General features: G+C 70.0%; 14 protein-coding genes. 11 read left to right on the forward strand and 3 right to left on the reverse strand.

The annotated features are described in order from the left end of the window. From ACHZD8_RS02770 to ACHZD8_RS02815, 10 genes are all read left to right on the forward strand, one after another. Positions 1 to 1,160: NADP-dependent isocitrate dehydrogenase (locus tag ACHZD8_RS02770; protein WP_394768603.1), on the forward strand; the 1,160-nt coding region annotated here is incomplete at its 5' end. A gap of 106 nt (positions 1,161 to 1,266) precedes the next feature. Beyond that, positions 1,267 to 2,511, forward strand: coding sequence for an ROK family protein (locus tag ACHZD8_RS02775; protein WP_394768604.1), 1,245 nt, complete (start codon positions 1,267 to 1,269; stop codon positions 2,509 to 2,511). Between the two features lie 157 nt (positions 2,512 to 2,668). After that, positions 2,669 to 4,009: an extracellular solute-binding protein gene (locus ACHZD8_RS02780; protein ID WP_394768606.1), complete on the forward strand. Its 1,341-nt coding sequence runs from the start codon at positions 2,669 to 2,671 to the stop codon at positions 4,007 to 4,009. 2 nt (positions 4,010 to 4,011) lie between these two features. Beyond that, positions 4,012 to 4,953 (forward strand): carbohydrate ABC transporter permease, encoded by a 942-nt coding sequence (locus tag ACHZD8_RS02785; RefSeq protein ID WP_394768607.1) that lies wholly within the window; start codon positions 4,012 to 4,014, stop codon positions 4,951 to 4,953. After that, a complete protein-coding gene (locus tag ACHZD8_RS02790) occupies positions 4,953 to 5,789 on the forward strand; it encodes a carbohydrate ABC transporter permease (RefSeq protein ID WP_394768608.1) in 837 nt (278 codons plus the stop codon). The genes ACHZD8_RS02785 and ACHZD8_RS02790 overlap by 1 nt, the downstream gene beginning before the upstream one ends. Before the next feature lie 51 nt (positions 5,790 to 5,840). Next, positions 5,841 to 8,864 carry an alpha-mannosidase gene (locus ACHZD8_RS02795; RefSeq protein ID WP_394768609.1) on the forward strand — a complete coding sequence of 1,008 codons (3,024 nt, stop codon included), beginning with the start codon at positions 5,841 to 5,843 and terminating at the stop codon, positions 8,862 to 8,864. A gap of 139 nt (positions 8,865 to 9,003) precedes the next feature. Beyond that, entirely contained in the window at positions 9,004 to 10,209 is a 1,206-nt protein-coding gene (locus ACHZD8_RS02800) for an ROK family protein (RefSeq protein ID WP_394768610.1), read from the forward strand. Positions 10,210 to 10,333: 124 nt separating this feature from the next. Further along, positions 10,334 to 11,806, forward strand: a complete 1,473-nt coding sequence (gene nagZ, locus ACHZD8_RS02805; protein ID WP_394768611.1) for a beta-N-acetylhexosaminidase — start codon at positions 10,334 to 10,336, stop codon at positions 11,804 to 11,806. After that, entirely contained in the window at positions 11,803 to 12,732 is a 930-nt protein-coding gene (locus ACHZD8_RS02810) for an ROK family protein (protein ID WP_394768612.1), read from the forward strand. Before nagZ ends, ACHZD8_RS02810 begins: the two co-directional genes overlap by 4 nt. Continuing rightward, positions 12,720 to 13,490, forward strand: coding sequence for a glucosamine-6-phosphate deaminase (locus ACHZD8_RS02815; RefSeq protein ID WP_394768613.1), 771 nt, complete (start codon positions 12,720 to 12,722; stop codon positions 13,488 to 13,490). The genes ACHZD8_RS02810 and ACHZD8_RS02815 overlap by 13 nt, the downstream gene beginning before the upstream one ends. A gap of 414 nt (positions 13,491 to 13,904) precedes the next feature. Here the strand turns inward: ACHZD8_RS02815 and nagA are convergent, their stop codons facing one another. Genes nagA through purU form a run of 3 tightly spaced genes read right to left on the reverse strand, consistent with a single transcriptional unit; the run spans position 13,905 to position 16,324 of the window. Then, the gene (gene nagA / locus ACHZD8_RS02820) at positions 13,905 to 15,041 is read right to left on the reverse strand and encodes an N-acetylglucosamine-6-phosphate deacetylase (protein ID WP_394768614.1); all 1,137 of its coding nucleotides are present in this window, start codon (positions 15,039 to 15,041) and stop codon (positions 13,905 to 13,907) included. Next, positions 15,038 to 15,412, reverse strand: coding sequence for a YrdB family protein (locus tag ACHZD8_RS02825; RefSeq protein ID WP_394768615.1), 375 nt, complete (start codon positions 15,410 to 15,412; stop codon positions 15,038 to 15,040). Before ACHZD8_RS02825 ends, nagA begins: the two co-directional genes overlap by 4 nt. 54 nt (positions 15,413 to 15,466) lie before the next feature. Beyond that, positions 15,467 to 16,324 carry a formyltetrahydrofolate deformylase gene (gene purU, locus ACHZD8_RS02830; protein ID WP_394768616.1) on the reverse strand — a complete coding sequence of 286 codons (858 nt, stop codon included), beginning with the start codon at positions 16,322 to 16,324 and terminating at the stop codon, positions 15,467 to 15,469. A gap of 92 nt (positions 16,325 to 16,416) precedes the next feature. Here purU and ACHZD8_RS02835 point away from each other — a divergent pair, with 92 nt between their 5' ends. Beyond that, complete coding sequence (locus ACHZD8_RS02835) at positions 16,417 to 17,643, forward strand: MFS transporter (RefSeq protein ID WP_394768617.1); 1,227 nt, start codon at positions 16,417 to 16,419, stop codon at positions 17,641 to 17,643. Positions 17,644 to 17,768 lie beyond the last annotated feature (125 nt).

Consider the following 17,768-nt stretch of genomic DNA (forward strand, 5'->3'; position numbering starts at 1 on the left):
CGCGCATCATCTGGCAGAAGATCAAGGACACGCTGATCCATCCCTATCTCGACATCAACCTCGAGTACTACGACCTCGGCATCGAGCACCGCGACGCGACCGACGACCAGGTCACCATCGACGCGGCTCACGCCATCCAGAAGCACGGCGTGGGCGTCAAGTGCGCCACCATCACGCCGGACGAGGCCCGCGTCGAGGAGTTCGGCCTCAAGAAGATGTGGAAGTCGCCGAACGGCACCATCCGCAACATCCTCGGCGGCGTGATCTTCCGCGAGCCGATCATCATCTCGAACATCCCGCGCCTGGTGCCGGGCTGGAACAAGCCGATCATCATCGGCCGTCACGCCTTCGGCGACCAGTACCGCGCCACCGACTTCCGCTTCGTGGGCAAGGGCAAGCTCACCGTGGCGTTCACCCCGGACGACGGCTCCGAGCCGCTCCAGTTCGAGGTCTACCACTCCCCGGGCGACGGCGTCGCCCAGGTTCAGTACAACCTCGACGACTCGATTCGCGACTTCGCCCGGGCGAGCCTCAACTACGGCCTCTCCCGCAACTACCCGGTCTACCTCTCGACCAAGAACACGATCCTCAAGGCCTACGACGGCCGGTTCAAGGACATCTTCGAGGAGATCTTCGAGGCCGAGTTCCGCAGCCAGTTCGAGGCGGCGGGCCTCACCTACGAGCACCGCCTGATCGACGACATGGTCGCCTCGGCGATGAAGTGGGAGGGCGGCTACGTCTGGGCCTGCAAGAACTACGACGGCGACGTGCAGAGCGACACCGTGGCGCAGGGCTTCGGCTCGCTCGGACTGATGACCTCCGTGCTGTCCGTTCCGGACGGGTCGATCGTGGAGGCGGAGGCCGCTCACGGCACCGTCACGCGGCACTACCGCCAGCACCAGGCCGGCAAGCCCACCTCCACCAACCCGATCGCCTCGATCTACGCGTGGACCCGCGGGCTCGCGCACCGCGGCAAGCTGGACGGCAACCAGGACCTGATCGACTTCAGCCTCACCCTCGAGGATGTCGTGATCAAGTCGGTGGAGGCCGGCCACATGACCAAGGACCTCGCCGCGCTCGTCGGCCCGGACCAGAAATGGGAGACCACCGAGGAGTTCCTCGACACCCTCGACAAGAACCTGGCGACGCGACTGGCCTAGCCGGTGCGCCCGCCCGCGTGCACCCGGCAGGGGACACCAAGGCGGGCGAGGTTCTGCCGGGTAGTGTTCTCGGCATCCGTCCAGTGGCGGCCAGGGAGGTGACGGCATGAGACTCGGCACCAACCTGCCCGCCGTCGGCGGCTACAACCAGAAGGTGATCCTCGACGTGATCCGCCGCACCAGCGGTGGACTGAGCCGGGTCGAACTCGCCGAGGCCACCGGTCTCTCGGCGCAGACCGTGTCGAACGTGAGCCGGAGGCTGCTCGCCGACGGCCTCATCCGCGAGGCGGGCACCAGCACCGACGGGGGCGTCGGCAAGCCCCGCACCATCCTGCAGCTCGAGGCCCGCGGCCGGTTCGCGGTGGGAGTGCACCTCGACCCCTCGGTGATCACGCTCGTGCTGCTCGACCTCGCCGGCTCCGTGGTCACGCACTCCCGCATGCCGGCCCCCTCCGCGGTGTCGTCCGAGGAGACCATCGATCGGATCGCGGAGGCCGTCGAGTCCCTGATCGCGAGCTCCGGGGTCAGCCGGGACCGCATCGTCGGCGTCGGAGTGGCGGCCCCCGGCCCGGTGGACCTGGGGCGCGGCATCATGCTCAACCCACCGCTGCTCTCCGGCTGGCAGAGCGTGCCGCTGCGGGATGCCCTGCTCCAGCGCCTCGCCCTGCCGGTGCTGGTGGAGAAGGACGTCACCGCCGCCGCGGTCGCCGAACTATGGATGGGCGATGTGGAGGACCGCGGAAACTTCGCGTTCTTCTACTACGGCACCGGCACCGGGATGGGCGTCGTGCTGGGCGGCGAGGTGATCCGCGGGGCGAGCGGCAATGCGGGCGACATCGGCCACATCCTCGTGACCCACGGCGGGGAACTGTGTTCGTGCGGCCGGCGCGGATGCCTCGGCAACGTGATCCTGCCGCGACTGCTGGTGACCGACTGGATGGCGCGGAGCGCGGGGGAGCCGACCGGCGTGGAGCTCGACGTCGAGGCCGTGCACCGCGAGTTCGCCGCCCTCGCCGCCCTCGCCGAGGCCGGCGACGATGCGGCGCGTTCGGTGCTGGAGCCGATGGCCGGGCACATCGCGACCGGCCTCGTGGCGATCATCAACCTGCTCGACCTCGACCGGGTCGTCTTCGGCGGCCCGTTCTGGCATCCGGTCTCGGCGGTGCTGCTCGGCCTCGTTCCCGACCTGGTGGCTGACTCGCCTGCCCTCGTGGCCCCGCACGCCGTCGCTTTCGAGGAGTCGGAGATCGGCGAGGATGTCGCGGCCGTCGGGGCTGCCTGCCTCGTGCTCGACAACACCTTCTCGCCGCGCCCGGACAGCCTGCTGCTCTCGCCGAGCGTGCGCTCCTAGCTGCCGCATCCGCGTCTCGAGACGCGGGCGCCCTCGTTGCGCGCACTGCAACATCCGTGGCAAGCCTTGACGCCTATTACTAAAAATGATTTAGTAAAACCGCAGCGCACGGCTCGGACAGTTGTCCGGGGCGGCGCCATGAGGCAAAGGAGCATTCATGAAGAGCATCCTGTCGGCGCTCGCCATCACCGCCGCCGCGACACTCGTTCTCGCCGGTTGTTCGGCCGGAGCGCCGGCCGCGACGGAGATCAAGGTCGCATACCAGAAGTTCGGTCCGTCCCAGCAGCTCGACCACCACATGAAGGCCGTCAAGGAGGCCTACGAGGCGAAGCACAAGGGGGTCACCGTCAAGCTCGTGCCGATCGAGGCCCAGCAGAATGACTACTTCACCAAGCTCGCCCTCATGAATCGCGCCAGCGCCACGGCGCCCGACGTGATGTACGAAGACACCTTCATGATCAAGTCGGATGCCGAGGCGGGCTACCTGGCGCCGCTGGACTCGTACGTCGCGAAGTGGGCGGACTGGAGCCAGTTCCCCGACAACGCGAAGCAGGCCGGCGCGGGCGATGACGGCAAGATCTACGGCGTCTCGATGGGCACGGACACGCGGGCGCTCTGGTACAACAAGGAGATCCTCGCGAAGGTGGGGCTGCCGGTGCCGTGGCAGCCGAAGACCTGGCAGGACGTTCTGGATGCCGCCAAGACGGTGAAGGCGAAGGCGCCCGGCGTGATCCCGATCAACGTGTACTCCGGCAAGCCGCAGGGCGAGGCGGCGGTGATGCAGGGCTTCGAGATGTTGCTCTACGGCACCCAGGACAAGCTCTACAAGGCCGACACGAAGAAGTGGACGGTGGGCTCGAAGGGGATCACGGATTCCCTCCAGTTCGTGAAGGACGTCTACCAGGGCGAGCTCGGGCCGAAACCGGAACAGGCCCTCGACACGACGGTGGGCAACACGGTCTCCAACGAGTGGCTGCCGCAGGGCAAGCTCGCGATCAGCCTCGACGGATCGTGGGTGAGCGGAACCTGGCTCCCGACCGGCGGCACGCCCTGGCCGCAGTGGAAGGACGTGATGGGCGTGGCCCCGATGCCGACCCAGAACGGCGAGAAGCCCGGGATGACGAGCATGTCGGGCGGCTGGACCCTCGCCGTCGGCGCCAAATCGGCCCACAAGTCCGCCGCCTGGGACTTCGTGGCCCTCGCCCTCGACAAGGACAACTCGCAGAAGTTCGACATCATGAGCAGCCAGATCGCGGTGCGCAAGGATGTGTCGGCCGATAAGGCCTATCTCGCCTCGAACCCCACGGTCGGGTTCTTCTCCAAGCTGGTCGCCAACACGCACTTCCGCCCGGCGACCACCGACTACCCGAAGGTGGCCAACGAGATCATGGTGGCGATGGAATCGGTGATGACCGGCCAGCAGACCCCGAAGCAGGCCGCGGCAGCCTATGACGGCGCCGTGGTCGGGATCGTCGGCAAAAAGAACACCTCGAAGTAGCCGTGACGTCCCTCACCACCACGGCGGCGGGCCGGGACGCCCGCGGGCGGGGAGCTCATCCTCCCCGCCCGCGGGGCGTCGGCCGCAGTCTCGTGCGCAGCCTCCCGCTGCTGCCCGCGATCATCCTGCTCGCCGTCTTCCTGCTGGGTCCGGTGATCTCGTCGTTCTACGGCTCGTTCACCGACTCCTCGCTCACCGGCAGCGCGGCGAAGGGCGCGAGCTTCGTGGGCTTCGGCAACTACCTCGAGCTCTTCGCCGACAAGGACTTTCCCAAGTCGGTGCTGCTCACCCTCGTCTTCCTCTTCGCCTCGGCGATCGTCGGCCAGAACGTGCTGGGCCTGGGACTGGCGCTGCTGATGAAGTCGGGCAACCGGGTGGTCGGCGCGATCGTCGGCACCCTCGTGGTCACCGCGTGGGTGCTCCCCGAGATCGTGGCCGCCTTCGCCGCCTACGCGTTCTTCAACGCCACCGGTACGCTCAACACCCTGCTCGCCGTCGTGGGCCTCGACGGCCCCAACTGGCTCTACCGGCTGCCGATGACCGCGGTGATCCTCGCCAACATCTGGCGCGGCACCGCGTTCTCGATGCTCGTCTACTCGGCGGCGATCGACGACGTGCCGGATGACGTGCGCGAGTCGGCGGAGATCGACGGGGCCGGCGGCGCCAAGCGGCTGATCTACATCACCATCCCCATGATCCGCCGCAGCATCAGCACCAACCTCATGCTCACGACACTGCAGACCCTCTCGGTGTTCACCCTGATCTTCGTGCTCACCGGCGGCGGGCCGGGCACCGACAGCTCCACGCTGCCGATCCTCGCCTACCAGGAGGCGTTCAAGTTCTCCCGGCTCGGCTTCGGCACCGCGATCGCCACGATCATGCTCGTGGTCGGCGCGCTGTTCTCGATTGTCTACATCCGCGCGCTCAAACCGGAGGTGGACTGATGGGTCTGACATCCCCGAGCGGCCGCAGCCTGCGCGCCGTCTCCAACTCGGTGCTCCTCGTGATCGCCGTCTGCTTCGCCCTGCCGATCCTCTGGCTGCTTGTGGCCTCCCTCGACACCTCGGCGACGCTGTCTCTCAAGCTGCCCGAGAGCCTCTCCCTGAAGAACTTCGCCGAGGTGATGACCCCCGAGCTCGCCTTCGTGCCGCTCGGCAACAGCCTCATGCTCGCCGGCGGCTGCGCGGTCATCACCGTGATCGTGGCGGTGCTCGCCGCCTATCCGCTCTCGCGCTACCGAATGCGGGTGAACAAGCCGTTCCTCTACGGCATCCTGTTCGGCACCTGCCTGCCGATCACCGCCATGATGGTGCCCGTGTACAGCCTCTTCGTCTCGCTCAATCTCATCGACTCGCTGGGCGGCACGATCCTGTTCCTCGCGGCGACGAGCCTGCCGATGGCGATCTGGATGATGAAGAACTTCATGGACTCGGTGCCCATCTCGCTCGAGGAGGCGGCGTGGATGGACGGCGCATCGATGCTCACCACCCTCTCCCGGGTGGTGGTGCCGCTGATGCGGCCCGGCATCGCGGTGGTCTTCATCTTCGTCTTCATCGGGGCCTGGGGAAACTTCTTCGTGCCGTTCGTGCTGCTGCTCAGCCCGGACAAGCAACCGGCCGCCGTGAGCATCTTCGCCTTCTTCGGCCAGCACGGCACCGTCGCCTACGGGCAGCTCGCGGCGTTCTCGCTGGTCTACTCCGTGCCGGTGCTCGCGCTCTACGTGTTCGTCTCGCGCGTGCTCGGCGGGGGCTCGGCGCTCGCCGGGGCCGTCAAGGGCTGACCGCCACCATCCATCCGCACCATCCATCCGCACAACCACCAAGGAGCACCAGTGCACGACAACTCCCGCCTCGTCCTCACCAGAATCGCCCGGTTCGTGGACGAACGGATCGCCCCGGCCATCTACCCGGCGGCCCGGCCGCTCGAGCTGACCGCCTGGGAGGTTCCGGATGAGCCGGTGCCGTTTGCCGAGGCCGTCGGCCAGCGGTTCGAGCCGTTCGCCGTCGGCCGGCCCTGGGGCAAGCCGTGGGGGACCACGTGGTTCCACGTCACCGGGGAGGTGCCGCTCGAGTGGCGCGGCGCCGGGCACACCGTGGAGATGCTCGTGGACCTGGGCTTCAGCGGCGGCCAGCCCGGCTTCCAGGCCGAGGGACTCGTCTACGAGCCGAACGGCGCGATCGTCAAGGCGATCGAGCCGTTCAACTCCTACGTGCCGCTGCCCGCCACCGCGGACGGCGCGATCGACCTGTTCGTCGAGGCGGCATCCAACCCGGATGTCGGGTCGAACTGGGGCTGGAAGGCCTCGCCGTTCGGCGACAAGGAGACGGCGGGCACCGACCCGATCTACACCCTCCGGCACGTGAACGTCGCGCTGCGCGACGTGACGGTGTGGGAGCTCGACCGCGACTTCTGGACCCTGCGCGGGCTTCTCGCCGAACTGCCGGCCGACCTGCCGCGGGCGGCGGAGATCCTGCGCGCCCTCGAGCGCGCGGTCGACGCCATGGACCCGGATGACGTGGCCGGCACGGCGGCGGCCGGTCGCGAGGCGCTCGCCGGAGTGCTCGCCCAGCCGGCGTACGCGAGCGCCCACCGCGTCACCGCAGTCGGGCATGCCCACATCGACTCGGCCTGGCTGTGGCCGACCAGGGAGACCATCCGCAAGTGCGCGCGCACCTTCTCCAACGTGCTGCAGCTCATGGAGGTCGACGACGAGATCGTCTTCGCCTGCTCGTCGGCGCAGCAGTTCGCCTGGATGAAGGAGTTCTATCCGGAGCTGTTCGAGCGCATCCGGGCCCGCGTGATGGAGGGCCGCTTCGTGCCGGTCGGCGGCATGTGGGTGGAGTCGGACACCAACCTGCCGGGCGGCGAGGCGCTCGCCCGCCAGTTCGTGGCCGGCAAGGGGTTCTTCCTGCGGGAGTTCGGCGTCGACCCGCTGGAGGTGTGGCTTCCCGACTCGTTCGGCTACTCCGCCGCGCTTCCGCAGATCGCCTCCGCCGCCGGATCGGAGTACTTCCTTACCCAGAAGATCTCCTGGAACGAGACGAATGTCATGCCGCACCACACGTTCGACTGGGAGGGAATAGACGGCACGCGCATCTTCACCCACTTCCCGCCCGTCGATACCTACAACTCGGTGCTGTCCGGCCAGGAGCTCGCCAGGGCCCAGCGCCAGTACGCCGAGAAGGGGGCGGCGAACTCGTCGCTCGTGCCGTTCGGCTTCGGCGACGGCGGCGGCGGACCGACCAGGGAGATGCTCGCCGCGGCCTCCCGCACCGCGTCCCTCGAGGGTTCGCCCACCGTGCGGATCGCGTCGCCCCGGCGCTTCTTCGACGACGCGCGGGCCGAGTACCCGCATCCGCCGGTCTGGACGGGCGAGCTCTACCTCGAGTTCCATCGCGGCACGTACACCTCCCAGGCCCGCACGAAGCAGGGCAACCGGCGCAGCGAGCATCTGCTGCGCGAGGCCGAGCTGTGGGCCACCACGGCTCAGCTGCGCGCCGGGGTGGACTATCCGTACGAGGAGCTGGACAGCATCTGGCAGACCGTGCTGTTGCTGCAGTTCCACGACATCCTTCCCGGATCGTCGATCGCCTGGGTTCACAAGCAGGCGGAGGCGAGCTACCGCGAGGTGGCCGGGCGACTCGAGGCGGTGATCGCGACGTCGATCGACGCCCTGCGTGGCGCCGGCGACGAGTCGGTGGTGTTCAACGCCTCCCCGTTCGCGGTGGCCGGAGTGCCGCCGCTCAGCGCCGGCGTGCCGGTGCGTGGCGGGGAGGTCACGATCTCTCGCGTGGACGGGGGAGCGGTGCTCGAGAACGGGCTGGTGCGGGTGTCGATCGACGCGACCGGCCGGGTCTCGTCCCTCACCGACGCGCTGGGCGGCCGCGAGTTCGTGGCGCCCGGTGAGTCCCTCGCCGAGCTGCAGCTGTTCCGCGACACCCCCAACCAGTGGGACGCCTGGGACATCGACGAGCACTACCGCCGCCACGGCCAGACCCTCACCGACGTCACCTCCCTCGAGGTCACCGAGGAGGAGGGCCGGGTTGCCGTGCGCGTGCTGCGCGAGTTCGGCGAATCGAGCGTCATGCAGGACTTCAGCCTCGCCGCCGGATCGCCGACCCTGGAGATCACCACCACCCTCGACTGGCACGAACGGCAGAAGCTCATCAAGCTCGCGTTCCCGATCGACGTGCGGGCCGAGCGGGCGGCCTCCGAGATCCAGTTCGGCCATGTCTACCGCGCGACCCACGAGAACACGTCGTGGGATGTCGCCCGATTCGAGACGAGCGCTCACCGCTGGGTGCACGTGGGCGAGCCCGGCGTCGGCGTCGCGGTGGCGAACGACGCCACCTACGGCCACGACATCACGCGCCAGCCGCGCGAGGGTGGCGGAACCACGACGCTCGTTCGGCAGTCCCTGCTGCGCGCGCCGGTGTTCCCCGACCCCGAGGCCGACCAGGGCACCCACGTGCTTCGCTCGTCGGTCACCGTCGGGGCCGAGATCATCGACGCCGTGCGCGAGGGCTACCGCATCAACCTGCCGCAGCGGGTGCTGCCGGGCTCCGGGCCGGTCGCGCCCCTGGTCGTGGTGCACAACCCGGCCATCGTCGTGGAGGCGATCAAGCTCGCGGAGGACCGGTCCGGTGACCTGATCGTGCGGCTCTACGAGTCGACCGGCGTGCGATCGGGGGGAACCATCGACTTCGACGGTTCGCTCGATGCGTCGACCGTGCGCGAGACCGACCTTCTCGAGCGGGAGCTGCCGGCTCGAGCGGTGACCTCGGTGTCGGGGGGCACGGCGCGGCTCGTGGTCGGGCCGTTCCAGATCGTGACCCTGCGGGTATCCCGGGCCTAGCCACCTCATCCCGCGATTGTTCCCGTTTGACAGGTGTGTTCCGGGGCGAGCCGGCACAAACCCGACGAACGGGAACAATCGCGGGGATGCGGCCGCGCGGCATTGCGCGCGGCGGAGTTCGTAAGGTTGACTTACAAACATGAGCGAACCCGGCGCCGGAGACACGGCCACCGAGCCGCGTGCGCCCGAGGGGCGACCGGCCGCGCGCCGCGTTCCCGGGGCGTTCATCGCCGGTCGGGTGCTGCGGCCGAGCACGAAGGTGCTTCCCGAACACGCACGAGGGCACAACCGCGCCCTCGTGCTGCAGACCCTCTACACGGCCGGGCAGCAGAGCCGCGCCGACGTGGCGAGGCGCACGGGTCTCACCCGGGTGACCGTCTCCGACCTCGTCGGCGAGCTGATCGCCGAGGGCCTGATCGTGGAGACCGGCCAGCGCGACGGCACGCGCCCGGGAAAGCCGGCGACGCTCCTCGACATCGGCCGCTCGGCCTTCCAGGTGCTCGGCATCGATCTCAGCGACCACTCCGTGTTCCGCGGGGCGGTGCTCGACCTGGCCGGCACGATCCTCGCGCGGGCGGAGCTGCCGCTCGCCGGCAGAGTCGGGGACGACGCGCTCGCCACGGTGTTCGCGCTCGCCGACGAGCTCCTCTCGCGGTCGAACCGGCCGATCCTCGGCCTCGGGGTCGGGTCCCCGGGCGTCGTCGACCCCGACGGTGTGGTGCTCGAGGCCCCGAATCTCGGCTGGACCGCCCTGCCCCTGCGGTCTCTGCTTGCCGCACGGTTCGGCCTCCCCGTGGTCGTGGCCAACGACGCGAATGCCGCGATCCTGGCCGAACACAGCTTCGGCAACGCCGAGGGGGACACGATGCTCGTCAGGGTCGGGCACGGCGTGGGAGCCGGACTGTTGCTCGGGGGAGGCCTGCTCGCCGGCGGTCGCTTCGCGGCGGGCGAGATCGGCCATGTCGTGGTCGGCACCGACGGCGGCGACGAGTGCAGTTGCGGCAAGCGTGGCTGCCTCGAGACCTGGCTGGCCGTGCCGCGGCTCGAGGCCCGGATTCGGCGGGCACCCGAGGAGCGGGAAGCGATCCTGCGCGAGGCCGGCCGGCGGCTGGGCATCGTGCTCGCACCCATCATCGGGGCGCTCGACCTGTCTGAGGTGATTCTGAGCGGGCCTACCGCACTGCTGGACGGCACCCTCGCCGAGTCGGCACGCGAGACGGTGCGCGAGCGCACGATGGCCGAATTCCACGGCGACCTGGTGCTGAGGATGACGACGCTCGGCGACGACATCGTGCTGCGAGGCGCCGCGGTCATGGTCATCTCCGCCGAGCTCGGTGTCTCGTGATACGGACTCCCGCGAGAGGCGAACCCTCGCTAGCATGGGAGAAGGCGGTTTGTTAGGACGCTTGACGTAATTACCGGACGGGCCGTCCGACGCCCCGTCGGATCCCCCCAGAGTGAGGAACAGCATGACCGATCGCGAGACGAGCGCGCGCAACGCGGCCGGTGTGCTGCTGCCGGGATTCGCCGGCACGACGCTCCCCGAGTGGCTCGCCACGAGGCTGGAGCAGGGTCTCGCCGGGGTCTGCCTCTTCGCCGAGAACATCGTCTCCCTCGACCAGGTCCGGCGGCTCACCGACCAGATCAGGCGGGCGAACCCCCTGGCCATCATCGCGATCGACGAGGAGGGAGGCGACGTCACCCGGCTCTTCGCGGCCACCGGCTCGCCGTACCCGGGCAACGCGATCCTCGGCCGGATCGACGACCTCGACTACACCGAGGCGGTGGCCCGGTCGGTCGGCTGGCAGCTGCGCCGGGCGGGCTGCTCGCTCGACTTCGCACCGGACGTGGACATCAACTCCAATCCGGACAACCCGGTGATCGGCGTCCGCAGCTTCGGAACCGATCCGGCCCTCGTCGCCCGGCACAGCGCGGCCTGGGTGCGGGGACTCGAGTCCACCGGTGTCGCCTCGAGCGCCAAGCACTTTCCGGGGCACGGCGACACGGCGCAAGACTCCCACGTCGCCCTCCCCGTGGTCGACCTGTCGCTCGACGAGCTGCGCGAGCGGGAGCTCGTGCCGTTCCGCGCGGCGATCGAGGCGGGAACCAGCACCATCATGACCTCGCACATCGTGCTGCCCCGGGTGGACGCGCACGGCCCGGCCACGTTCTCACGCCGGATCCTCGGCGACCTGCTTCGCGGCGAGCTGGGCTTCGCCGGCGTGATTGTGACCGACGCCCTCGACATGGCGGGGGCGAGCGCCGAGATCGGCATCGCCGCCGCCGCCGTTCGCGCCGTGGATGCGGGCTGCGACCTGCTCTGCATCGGAACGAGGAACACCGCCGAGCAGCTCGACGAGATCGTGCAGGCGCTCCTGGGCGCGATCTCCGCCGGCGGTCTCTCGGCCGCGCGCCTCGAGGAGGCCGCGGCCCGCAACCGGGACCTCGCCCGCGCTGTCGACGAACGCAGCGAGCTTATTCCCGTACCGGAATATGGTGGCGAGCTCGACGACGAGTTCGATCTCGCCCGCACCTCGGGGTCATTCGATCTGCGGCCCGGCGTCGCGGTGTCCGCCGAGCGGGCGCTCGTCGTGCTCGAGACCGCCTCGAACATCGCGGTGGGCCGGTCGCTCTGGGGAGTGGCTGCCGCGGGGGAGGATCCGATCGTGTTGCGACGAGGCGACGCGCTCGAGCTGCCGTCCGGCGTCCAGCCCGTTCTCGTGGGAAAGGGCAACCACCGGCACCCCTGGGTGCGGGAGGCGATCGACGCGATCCGCGCCGGTCATCCGTCCGCCCTCGTCGTGGACATGGGGTGGCCGGGCGACGATCGCGCATACGCGGACGTGGCGACGTTCGGCGGATCGCGGCACGTGGGCCGGGCACTGCTCGCCTGGCTCGAGGCCCGCGCCGACGCCGTAGGCACCGAGACGGGCCGGCCATGAGAGTCGGCGTCGACATCGGCGGCACCAAGATCCACGCCGTGCTTGTCGACGACGCCGGGGCGGTGGTGCATCAGGTTCGGCTGCCCACCGGGTTTGGTCCGACCGTCGTGCTCGAGACGGCCGCCGAATCCGTGCGCAGCCTGGCCAGGCTCGCCGGGGTCGAGACCGCGTCCTTCGCCACGGTGGGGGTCGGCATCCCGGGCGCGGTGGACAGCGACACCGGCCGGGTGTCCCACGCGGTCAACCTCGGGCTTGAGGGCTTGGAACTCGGTCGGGAACTCGGCACTCTGCTCGGCCTCCCGGTGCGGGTGGAGAACGACGTGAATGCCGCGGCCGTCGGGGCGTTCCGACTGCTCGACCGGCCGCTCGAGCAGTCCATGGCCTACCTCAACCTCGGCACCGGCCTGGCCGCGGGGCTCGTGCTCGCCGGACGGCTCTGGCGCGGTTCGCGCGGCACGGCCGGCGAGATCGGACACATCCCCGTCGACCCGAACGGACCGCTGTGCCCGTGCGGCCAGCGCGGCTGCCTCGAGACCGTCGCCTCGGGGTCGGGGGTGGCCCGGCAGTGGCCGAGCGATCATCCGAGCCCCGTTCACGCCCTGTTCGAGGCGGCAGCGGCGGGAGACGCCCGCGCCGTCGAGGTGCGCGACGGACTGGTGCGCAACGTCGCCTCGGCGGTGCGGATGCTCGTGCTGTCCGTGGACGTCGACACCGTCGTAATCGGCGGCGGCCTCAGCTCGCTCGGCGACACGCTGCTGGTGGGCGTTCGCGGGGTTCTCGGCACGTGGGCGGCCTCCTCGCCGTTCCTCGCCTCCCTCGACCTTCCCGACCGGGTAGAGCTCGTCCCGAGCGACTTCCCCGCCGCCGCCGTGGGTGCAGCCCTCGTCGGCATGACAACGACCGGAGACACCCCATGGCAGAAATAGTGATCCTCGACGGCATGGCGGCGGCGGGAGAACTCGCGGCCGACGCCATCCTCGCGCTCGTGGCGGCGAAGCCGGATGCCGTGCTGGGCCTTGCGACCGGATCGACGCCCCTCGCGGTCTACCGCGCCGTCGCCGCCCGCCGCGCCGACCTCTCGCGGGTGCGCGGCTTCGCCCTCGACGAGTACGTCGGGCTGCCGGAGGGCCATCCGGAGAGTTATCGGTCGGTGATCACCCGCGACGTGGTCGAACCGCTCGGGCTCGACCCGGCGCTCATCCGCGTTCCGGGCCACGACGGACCGATCCAGACGGCGGGGGACGACTACGAGCGCGCGATCCGCGCGGCGGGCGGGGTGGACCTGCAGATTCTCGGCATCGGCACCGACGGTCACATCGGGTTCAACGAGCCCGGTTCCTCCTTCGAGTCGCTCACCCGGGTGAAGACGCTCACCCAGCAGACCAGGAACGACAACGCGCGCTTCTTCGACTCCCTCGACGAGGTGCCGGTGAACTGCATAACCCAGGGCCTCGGCACGATCCGCCGGGCGCGGCACCTCGTGCTGCTCGCGTTCGGCCAGGGCAAGGCCGAGGCGATCGCGGCGGCTGTCGAGGGGCCGGTCACGGCGAGCGCTCCGGGTTCGGCGATCCAGCTGCACCCGCACGTGACGGTTCTCGTGGACGAGGCAGCCGCATCCGCCCTCGCCAACGCGGACTACTACCGCTACGCCTGGGCGAACAAGCCTGACTGGGAGGCCCTCTAGATGTACTGCCCAGGGACGTTGGTTAACCGGCTGAGGGGTGGGCGGGCTCCGATCGCGGTGTCCGGCAGACTCCAGTTGTGCAGGACAGTTGTGCAGGACAGTTGTGCAGGGCGGCGGCGCAGTCCACGGGTGCCCGCCCCGCAGACTCCAGTTATGCAGGACGGTTGTGCAAGACGGCTCGGGCCATGGCGAGGACGAGAGGTGCAGAAGTGACGAGAGCGTCCTGCAGACCGGAACCGGCCGGGTCGCCACACCCGTGCCGTGTCCCGCAGACGCTGTCCTGCACAACCAGAGTCTGCGGGGTAAGCACCCGTACCACCGGGGCCCGTCCTGCAGAACGCGGTCCGACCGGCGCGCGCGGCACCGCCAGAGGGCCGACGACGCCCACTCAACCGGGCTGCCTGGGCAGTACAGCTAGGCGATGCGGAGTCCGTTCGCCCAGACCTCGCCGACCTGCCAGTCGTGGTCGAGCAGCACGGCATCGGCGACGAACCCGGGGGCGAGCCGGCCGAGCCGGTGCTCGAGCCCGAGAACTCGGGCGGGCGTCGCCGTGAGCGCGCCCACCGCATCCGCTGGGCTCACGCCGGCGTTGTCGATCGCGCAGCGCAGGGCCACGTCCTGGGTGAGCGTCGACCCGGCGATCGTGGAGGTTCCGGAGAGCACCGCGAGCCCGTGCCGCACGGTCACGTTGAGCGAGCCGAGGCGGTAGTCGCCGTCCGAGGCGCCGGCGGCGGCCATCGCATCCGTAACGAGAGCGATCCGGTGAGGCGCCTCGCGGAACGCGAGCGCCGCGACCTGCGGATGCACGTGCCGACCGTCGAGGATCAGCTCGAGGGTCACGCGGTCGTCGCCGAACGCCGCGACCACCGGGCCGGGCGCGCGGTGGTGGATGCCCGGCATCGCGTTGAACGCGTGGGTGAGCAGTCGGGCGCCCCGGTCGAAGGCCTCCCTGGTGCTCTCGAAGGTGGCGTCCGTGTGGCCGACCGCCACGACGACTCCGGCCTCGACGAGCACGTCGATGGCATCGAGGGCGTTGGGCAGCTCGGGGGCGATCGTCACCTGGCGAAGCGTGCCCCGGCTGGCCTCGAGCAGCTCGTCCACCCGGTACGGGCTCGGCTCGAGCAGGAACTCCGGATTGTGGGCGCCGCGGTGCTCGGGCGAGAGGAACGGACCCTCGAGGTGGGACCCGAGCACGAGCGGGTCGGACTCGGCGAGGTCGGCGATCACGCCGAGGCTCTCCCGCAGCTGCGCCATCGGGTTGGCGACGAGGCTGAGCACCGTGCGGGTGGTGCCGTGGGCGCGGTGGGCGGCGAGGGCCCCGCCGATCGCCGCCGGCCCGTCGTCGTAGGCGTGGCCGCCTCCGCCGTGGCCGTGCAGGTCGATGAAGCCCGGCACCAGCCAGCGACCGCCCACGTCCACGGTCTCGGACGCGGTCGGCAGGTCCTTGCCCGAGCCGGTGGCGAGGATGCCCTCGCCCTGCACGAGCATCCAGAAGTCGTCGACCTGGCCGGTGATGTCGAGCTTGCGCGCTCCGTGGAACAGGATGGTCATTCGTTGTCTCCCTTGGTGAGCTCTGCCCGGCCGTTGATCACGCCGCTGATCGCGGCGACCACCGCGAAGGCCGCGCCGATCACGGGCAGGCCGAGCATGAACCAGGCGGCCGCGGCGGAGCCGAAGACCAGGATCTCGACGAGCGCGCGGCCCACCGGGTCGAGGGGCACGACCGCCTTGGGCGAGCGGAAGACAGCCCACACCACGGCGGCGAAGAGCGGCACGCCGATCATGAATACCACGCCGGGCCACGGGAACGGCCAGGCGCGGAAGCCCCAGTAACCCAGCGAGAAGAGGGCGAAGAGTTCGAGCAGAAAGCGCACGACGTCGTTGGGGCCGAGCCGGACCGCATCAGTTTCTGGCCTCGTCACCCTCCAACAGTAGCGAAGCGCCAGCCGCGCCGTGAATACGGGCGGTCGGGCCGGCTATTTGAAGATGATCGTGCGGGCGCCATCCCGCAGCACGCGATTCTCGGCGAACCACTTCACGGCTTGGGTGAGCGTGCGGGACTCCTCGTCCTGGCCGATCGAGACCAGCTCGGCCGGCGTGCGCGAGTGGTCGACGCGCACCACGTTCTGCTCGATGATCGGGCCCTCGTCGAGGTCGCTCGTCACGAAGTGGGCGGTGGCACCGATGAGCTTCACCCCGCGGGCGTGGGCCTGCCGGTAGGGGTTCGCCCCCTTGAAGCCAGGGAGGAAGGAGTGGTGGATGTTGATGATGCGGCCCGCGAGGCGGTCGCAGAGCTCGGGGGAGAGGATCTGCATGTACCGCGCGAGCACCACGAGCTCGATGTCGAACTGCTCGACCGCATCGAGGATGCGGTCCTCGAAGGCGAGCTTCTGGCCCTGGGAGACCACCGGGTGGGACTCGAACGGCACCCCGTAGAACTCGGCGAGGCTCGCGAGGTCGTGGTGGTTGCTGAGCACGAGGGGCAGCTCGACGGGAAGCTGGCCCGCCCGCTCCCGGAAGAGCAGGTCGTTGAGGCAGTGGGCGGCCCGGGACACGAGAACGAGGGTGCGCAGCGGACGGCCGACGACATCCAGCTTCCAGGCCATGTCGTAGCGGGCCGTGACGGGCGCGAGCTTCGCCTCGAAGGTGGCCCGGTCGGCGTCGGATTCCACCTGGAGCCTCATGAAGAACGTGCCGGTGTCGTCGCTGGAGAACTGCTGCGACTCGGTGATGTTGCCGCGGGCCTCGACGATCGCGCCGCTGATCGCGTGCACGATTCCCGGCTGGTCTGCACAAACGAGGGTCAGCACCCAGTGGGTCGAGGACGTGGTCACGGCTCAAGAGTATTCTGGAATGGTTGCGGCGCGTGTCTGCCGCAACCCGCGGGCGGCGAAGCGCACCACACTCCACACGGGACGGTTGTCGATTGGCTGCGCGCGGGACTCAGGCACAGACGGCATCGGCGTTCCCGATCGCCGGACTCCTCGTGCTCGCGGGGGCCATCTTCGTGTCCGTGACGAGCGAGTTCCTGCCCACCGGTCTTCTGCCGGACATGGCCCGCGAGCTGAACGTGTCCGAGTCGCGCATCGGGTTGCTCATCACGATCTTCGCCGCGACCGTGGTGGTGTCCACGACCCCCCTCGCGGCGCTCACCCGTCGCTTCTCGCGCAAGCTGCTGGTGATCGTGGTGCTGCTCGTGATCGCGAGCGGTGCGGTTCTCGCCGCCCTCGCGCCCACCTACGAGGTGCTCGTTGTCGCGCGGGTGATCGGCGGGCTCGCGCACGGGCTCTTCTGGGCGGTGGTCGGCGCGTACTCCGCCCACCTCGTGCCCAAACACCAGATCGGCCGCGCGGTGGCCATCACGAGCGGCGGCGCGACGGCGGCGTTCGTGCTCGGGGTTCCCCTCGGCACGGCACTCGGCCACCTCGTCGGCTGGCGCCTCGCCTTCGCGGCGATCGCGGTCGTCATCCTGGTGCTGGCGGCCCTCGTGCTGCGGTTCCTGCCGCCGGTCGAGCATCGGGTGACCCTCTCCACGGGAGAGATCGCGGTGCCGCTCGGGCGCGACAGGAGCCTGCCGGGCGTGATCGTGATCTGCCTCGTGATCGTGGTGATCATGATGGGCCAGAACGTCTACTACACCTACATCGCGCCCTGGCTCATCCACACCGCGCACTTCGACGCCTCGTCGATCGCCCTCATCCTGTTCCTCTACGGCGGGGCGGGGGCCGTGGGCCTGGCCCTCGCCGGCGCCGTCGCCGATCGGTTCTCGCGGCGAGGCTTCGTGGTGGCGACGGCGATCGTGCTCCTGGCGGTGCTGGCGCTGGCCCTGTTCCCGACGAACCCGGTGGTGGTGCTCGCCGCGATCGTGGTCTGGGGGATCGCCTTCGGCGGGCTGCCGGCGATGCTGCAGACGCGGATGCTGCACACGGCGTCCGCGCGCATCCGCGACCTCGCCGCCGCGCTGTTCACCACCTCGTTCAACCTGGCGATCGGTGGCGGCGCTCTCGTGGGCGGCATCCTGCTGGACCGGGTGGGGCTCGAAAGCCTGCCGTTCGTGAACCTCGTGTTTCTCGCGGCCGGAATCGTGCTCAGCCTCGCGACCGACGCCTGGCTCACGGCCCGCGCCAACCGCGCGCGTCCCCGTCCGGCCTGACCGGCCCGGCCCCGCCCCGACCGGCCCACGGCCCACCCCGCTGCCCAGGATGCTCGACTCGGGGCATCTGGCCGCTTCGGCCGGACTGGAGCGGCCATTAGGCCCGACTCGACGGCCCCCCGGCC

The sequence above is a fragment of the Lacisediminihabitans sp. genome, assembly GCF_043726815.1.
Classification (GTDB): domain Bacteria; phylum Actinomycetota; class Actinomycetes; order Actinomycetales; family Microbacteriaceae; genus Lacisediminihabitans.

Bases quoted from the DNA above. Each gene is read 5' to 3' on its own strand.
- ACHZD8_RS02775 (WP_394768604.1), top strand. From the start codon at position 1,267: ATGAGACTCGGCACCAACCTGCCCGCCGTCGGCGGCTACAACCAGAAG.
- ACHZD8_RS02780 (WP_394768606.1), top strand. From the start codon at position 2,669: ATGAAGAGCATCCTGTCGGCGCTCGCCATCACCGCCGCCGCGACACTC.
- ACHZD8_RS02790 (WP_394768608.1), top strand. From the start codon at position 4,953: ATGGGTCTGACATCCCCGAGCGGCCGCAGCCTGCGCGCCGTCTCCAAC.
- ACHZD8_RS02800 (WP_394768610.1), top strand. From the start codon at position 9,004: ATGAGCGAACCCGGCGCCGGAGACACGGCCACCGAGCCGCGTGCGCCC.
- nagZ (WP_394768611.1), top strand. From the start codon at position 10,334: ATGACCGATCGCGAGACGAGCGCGCGCAACGCGGCCGGTGTGCTGCTG.
- ACHZD8_RS02810 (WP_394768612.1), top strand. From the start codon at position 11,803: ATGAGAGTCGGCGTCGACATCGGCGGCACCAAGATCCACGCCGTGCTT.
- ACHZD8_RS02815 (WP_394768613.1), top strand. From the start codon at position 12,720: ATGGCAGAAATAGTGATCCTCGACGGCATGGCGGCGGCGGGAGAACTC.
- nagA (WP_394768614.1), bottom strand. From the start codon at position 15,041: ATGACCATCCTGTTCCACGGAGCGCGCAAGCTCGACATCACCGGCCAG.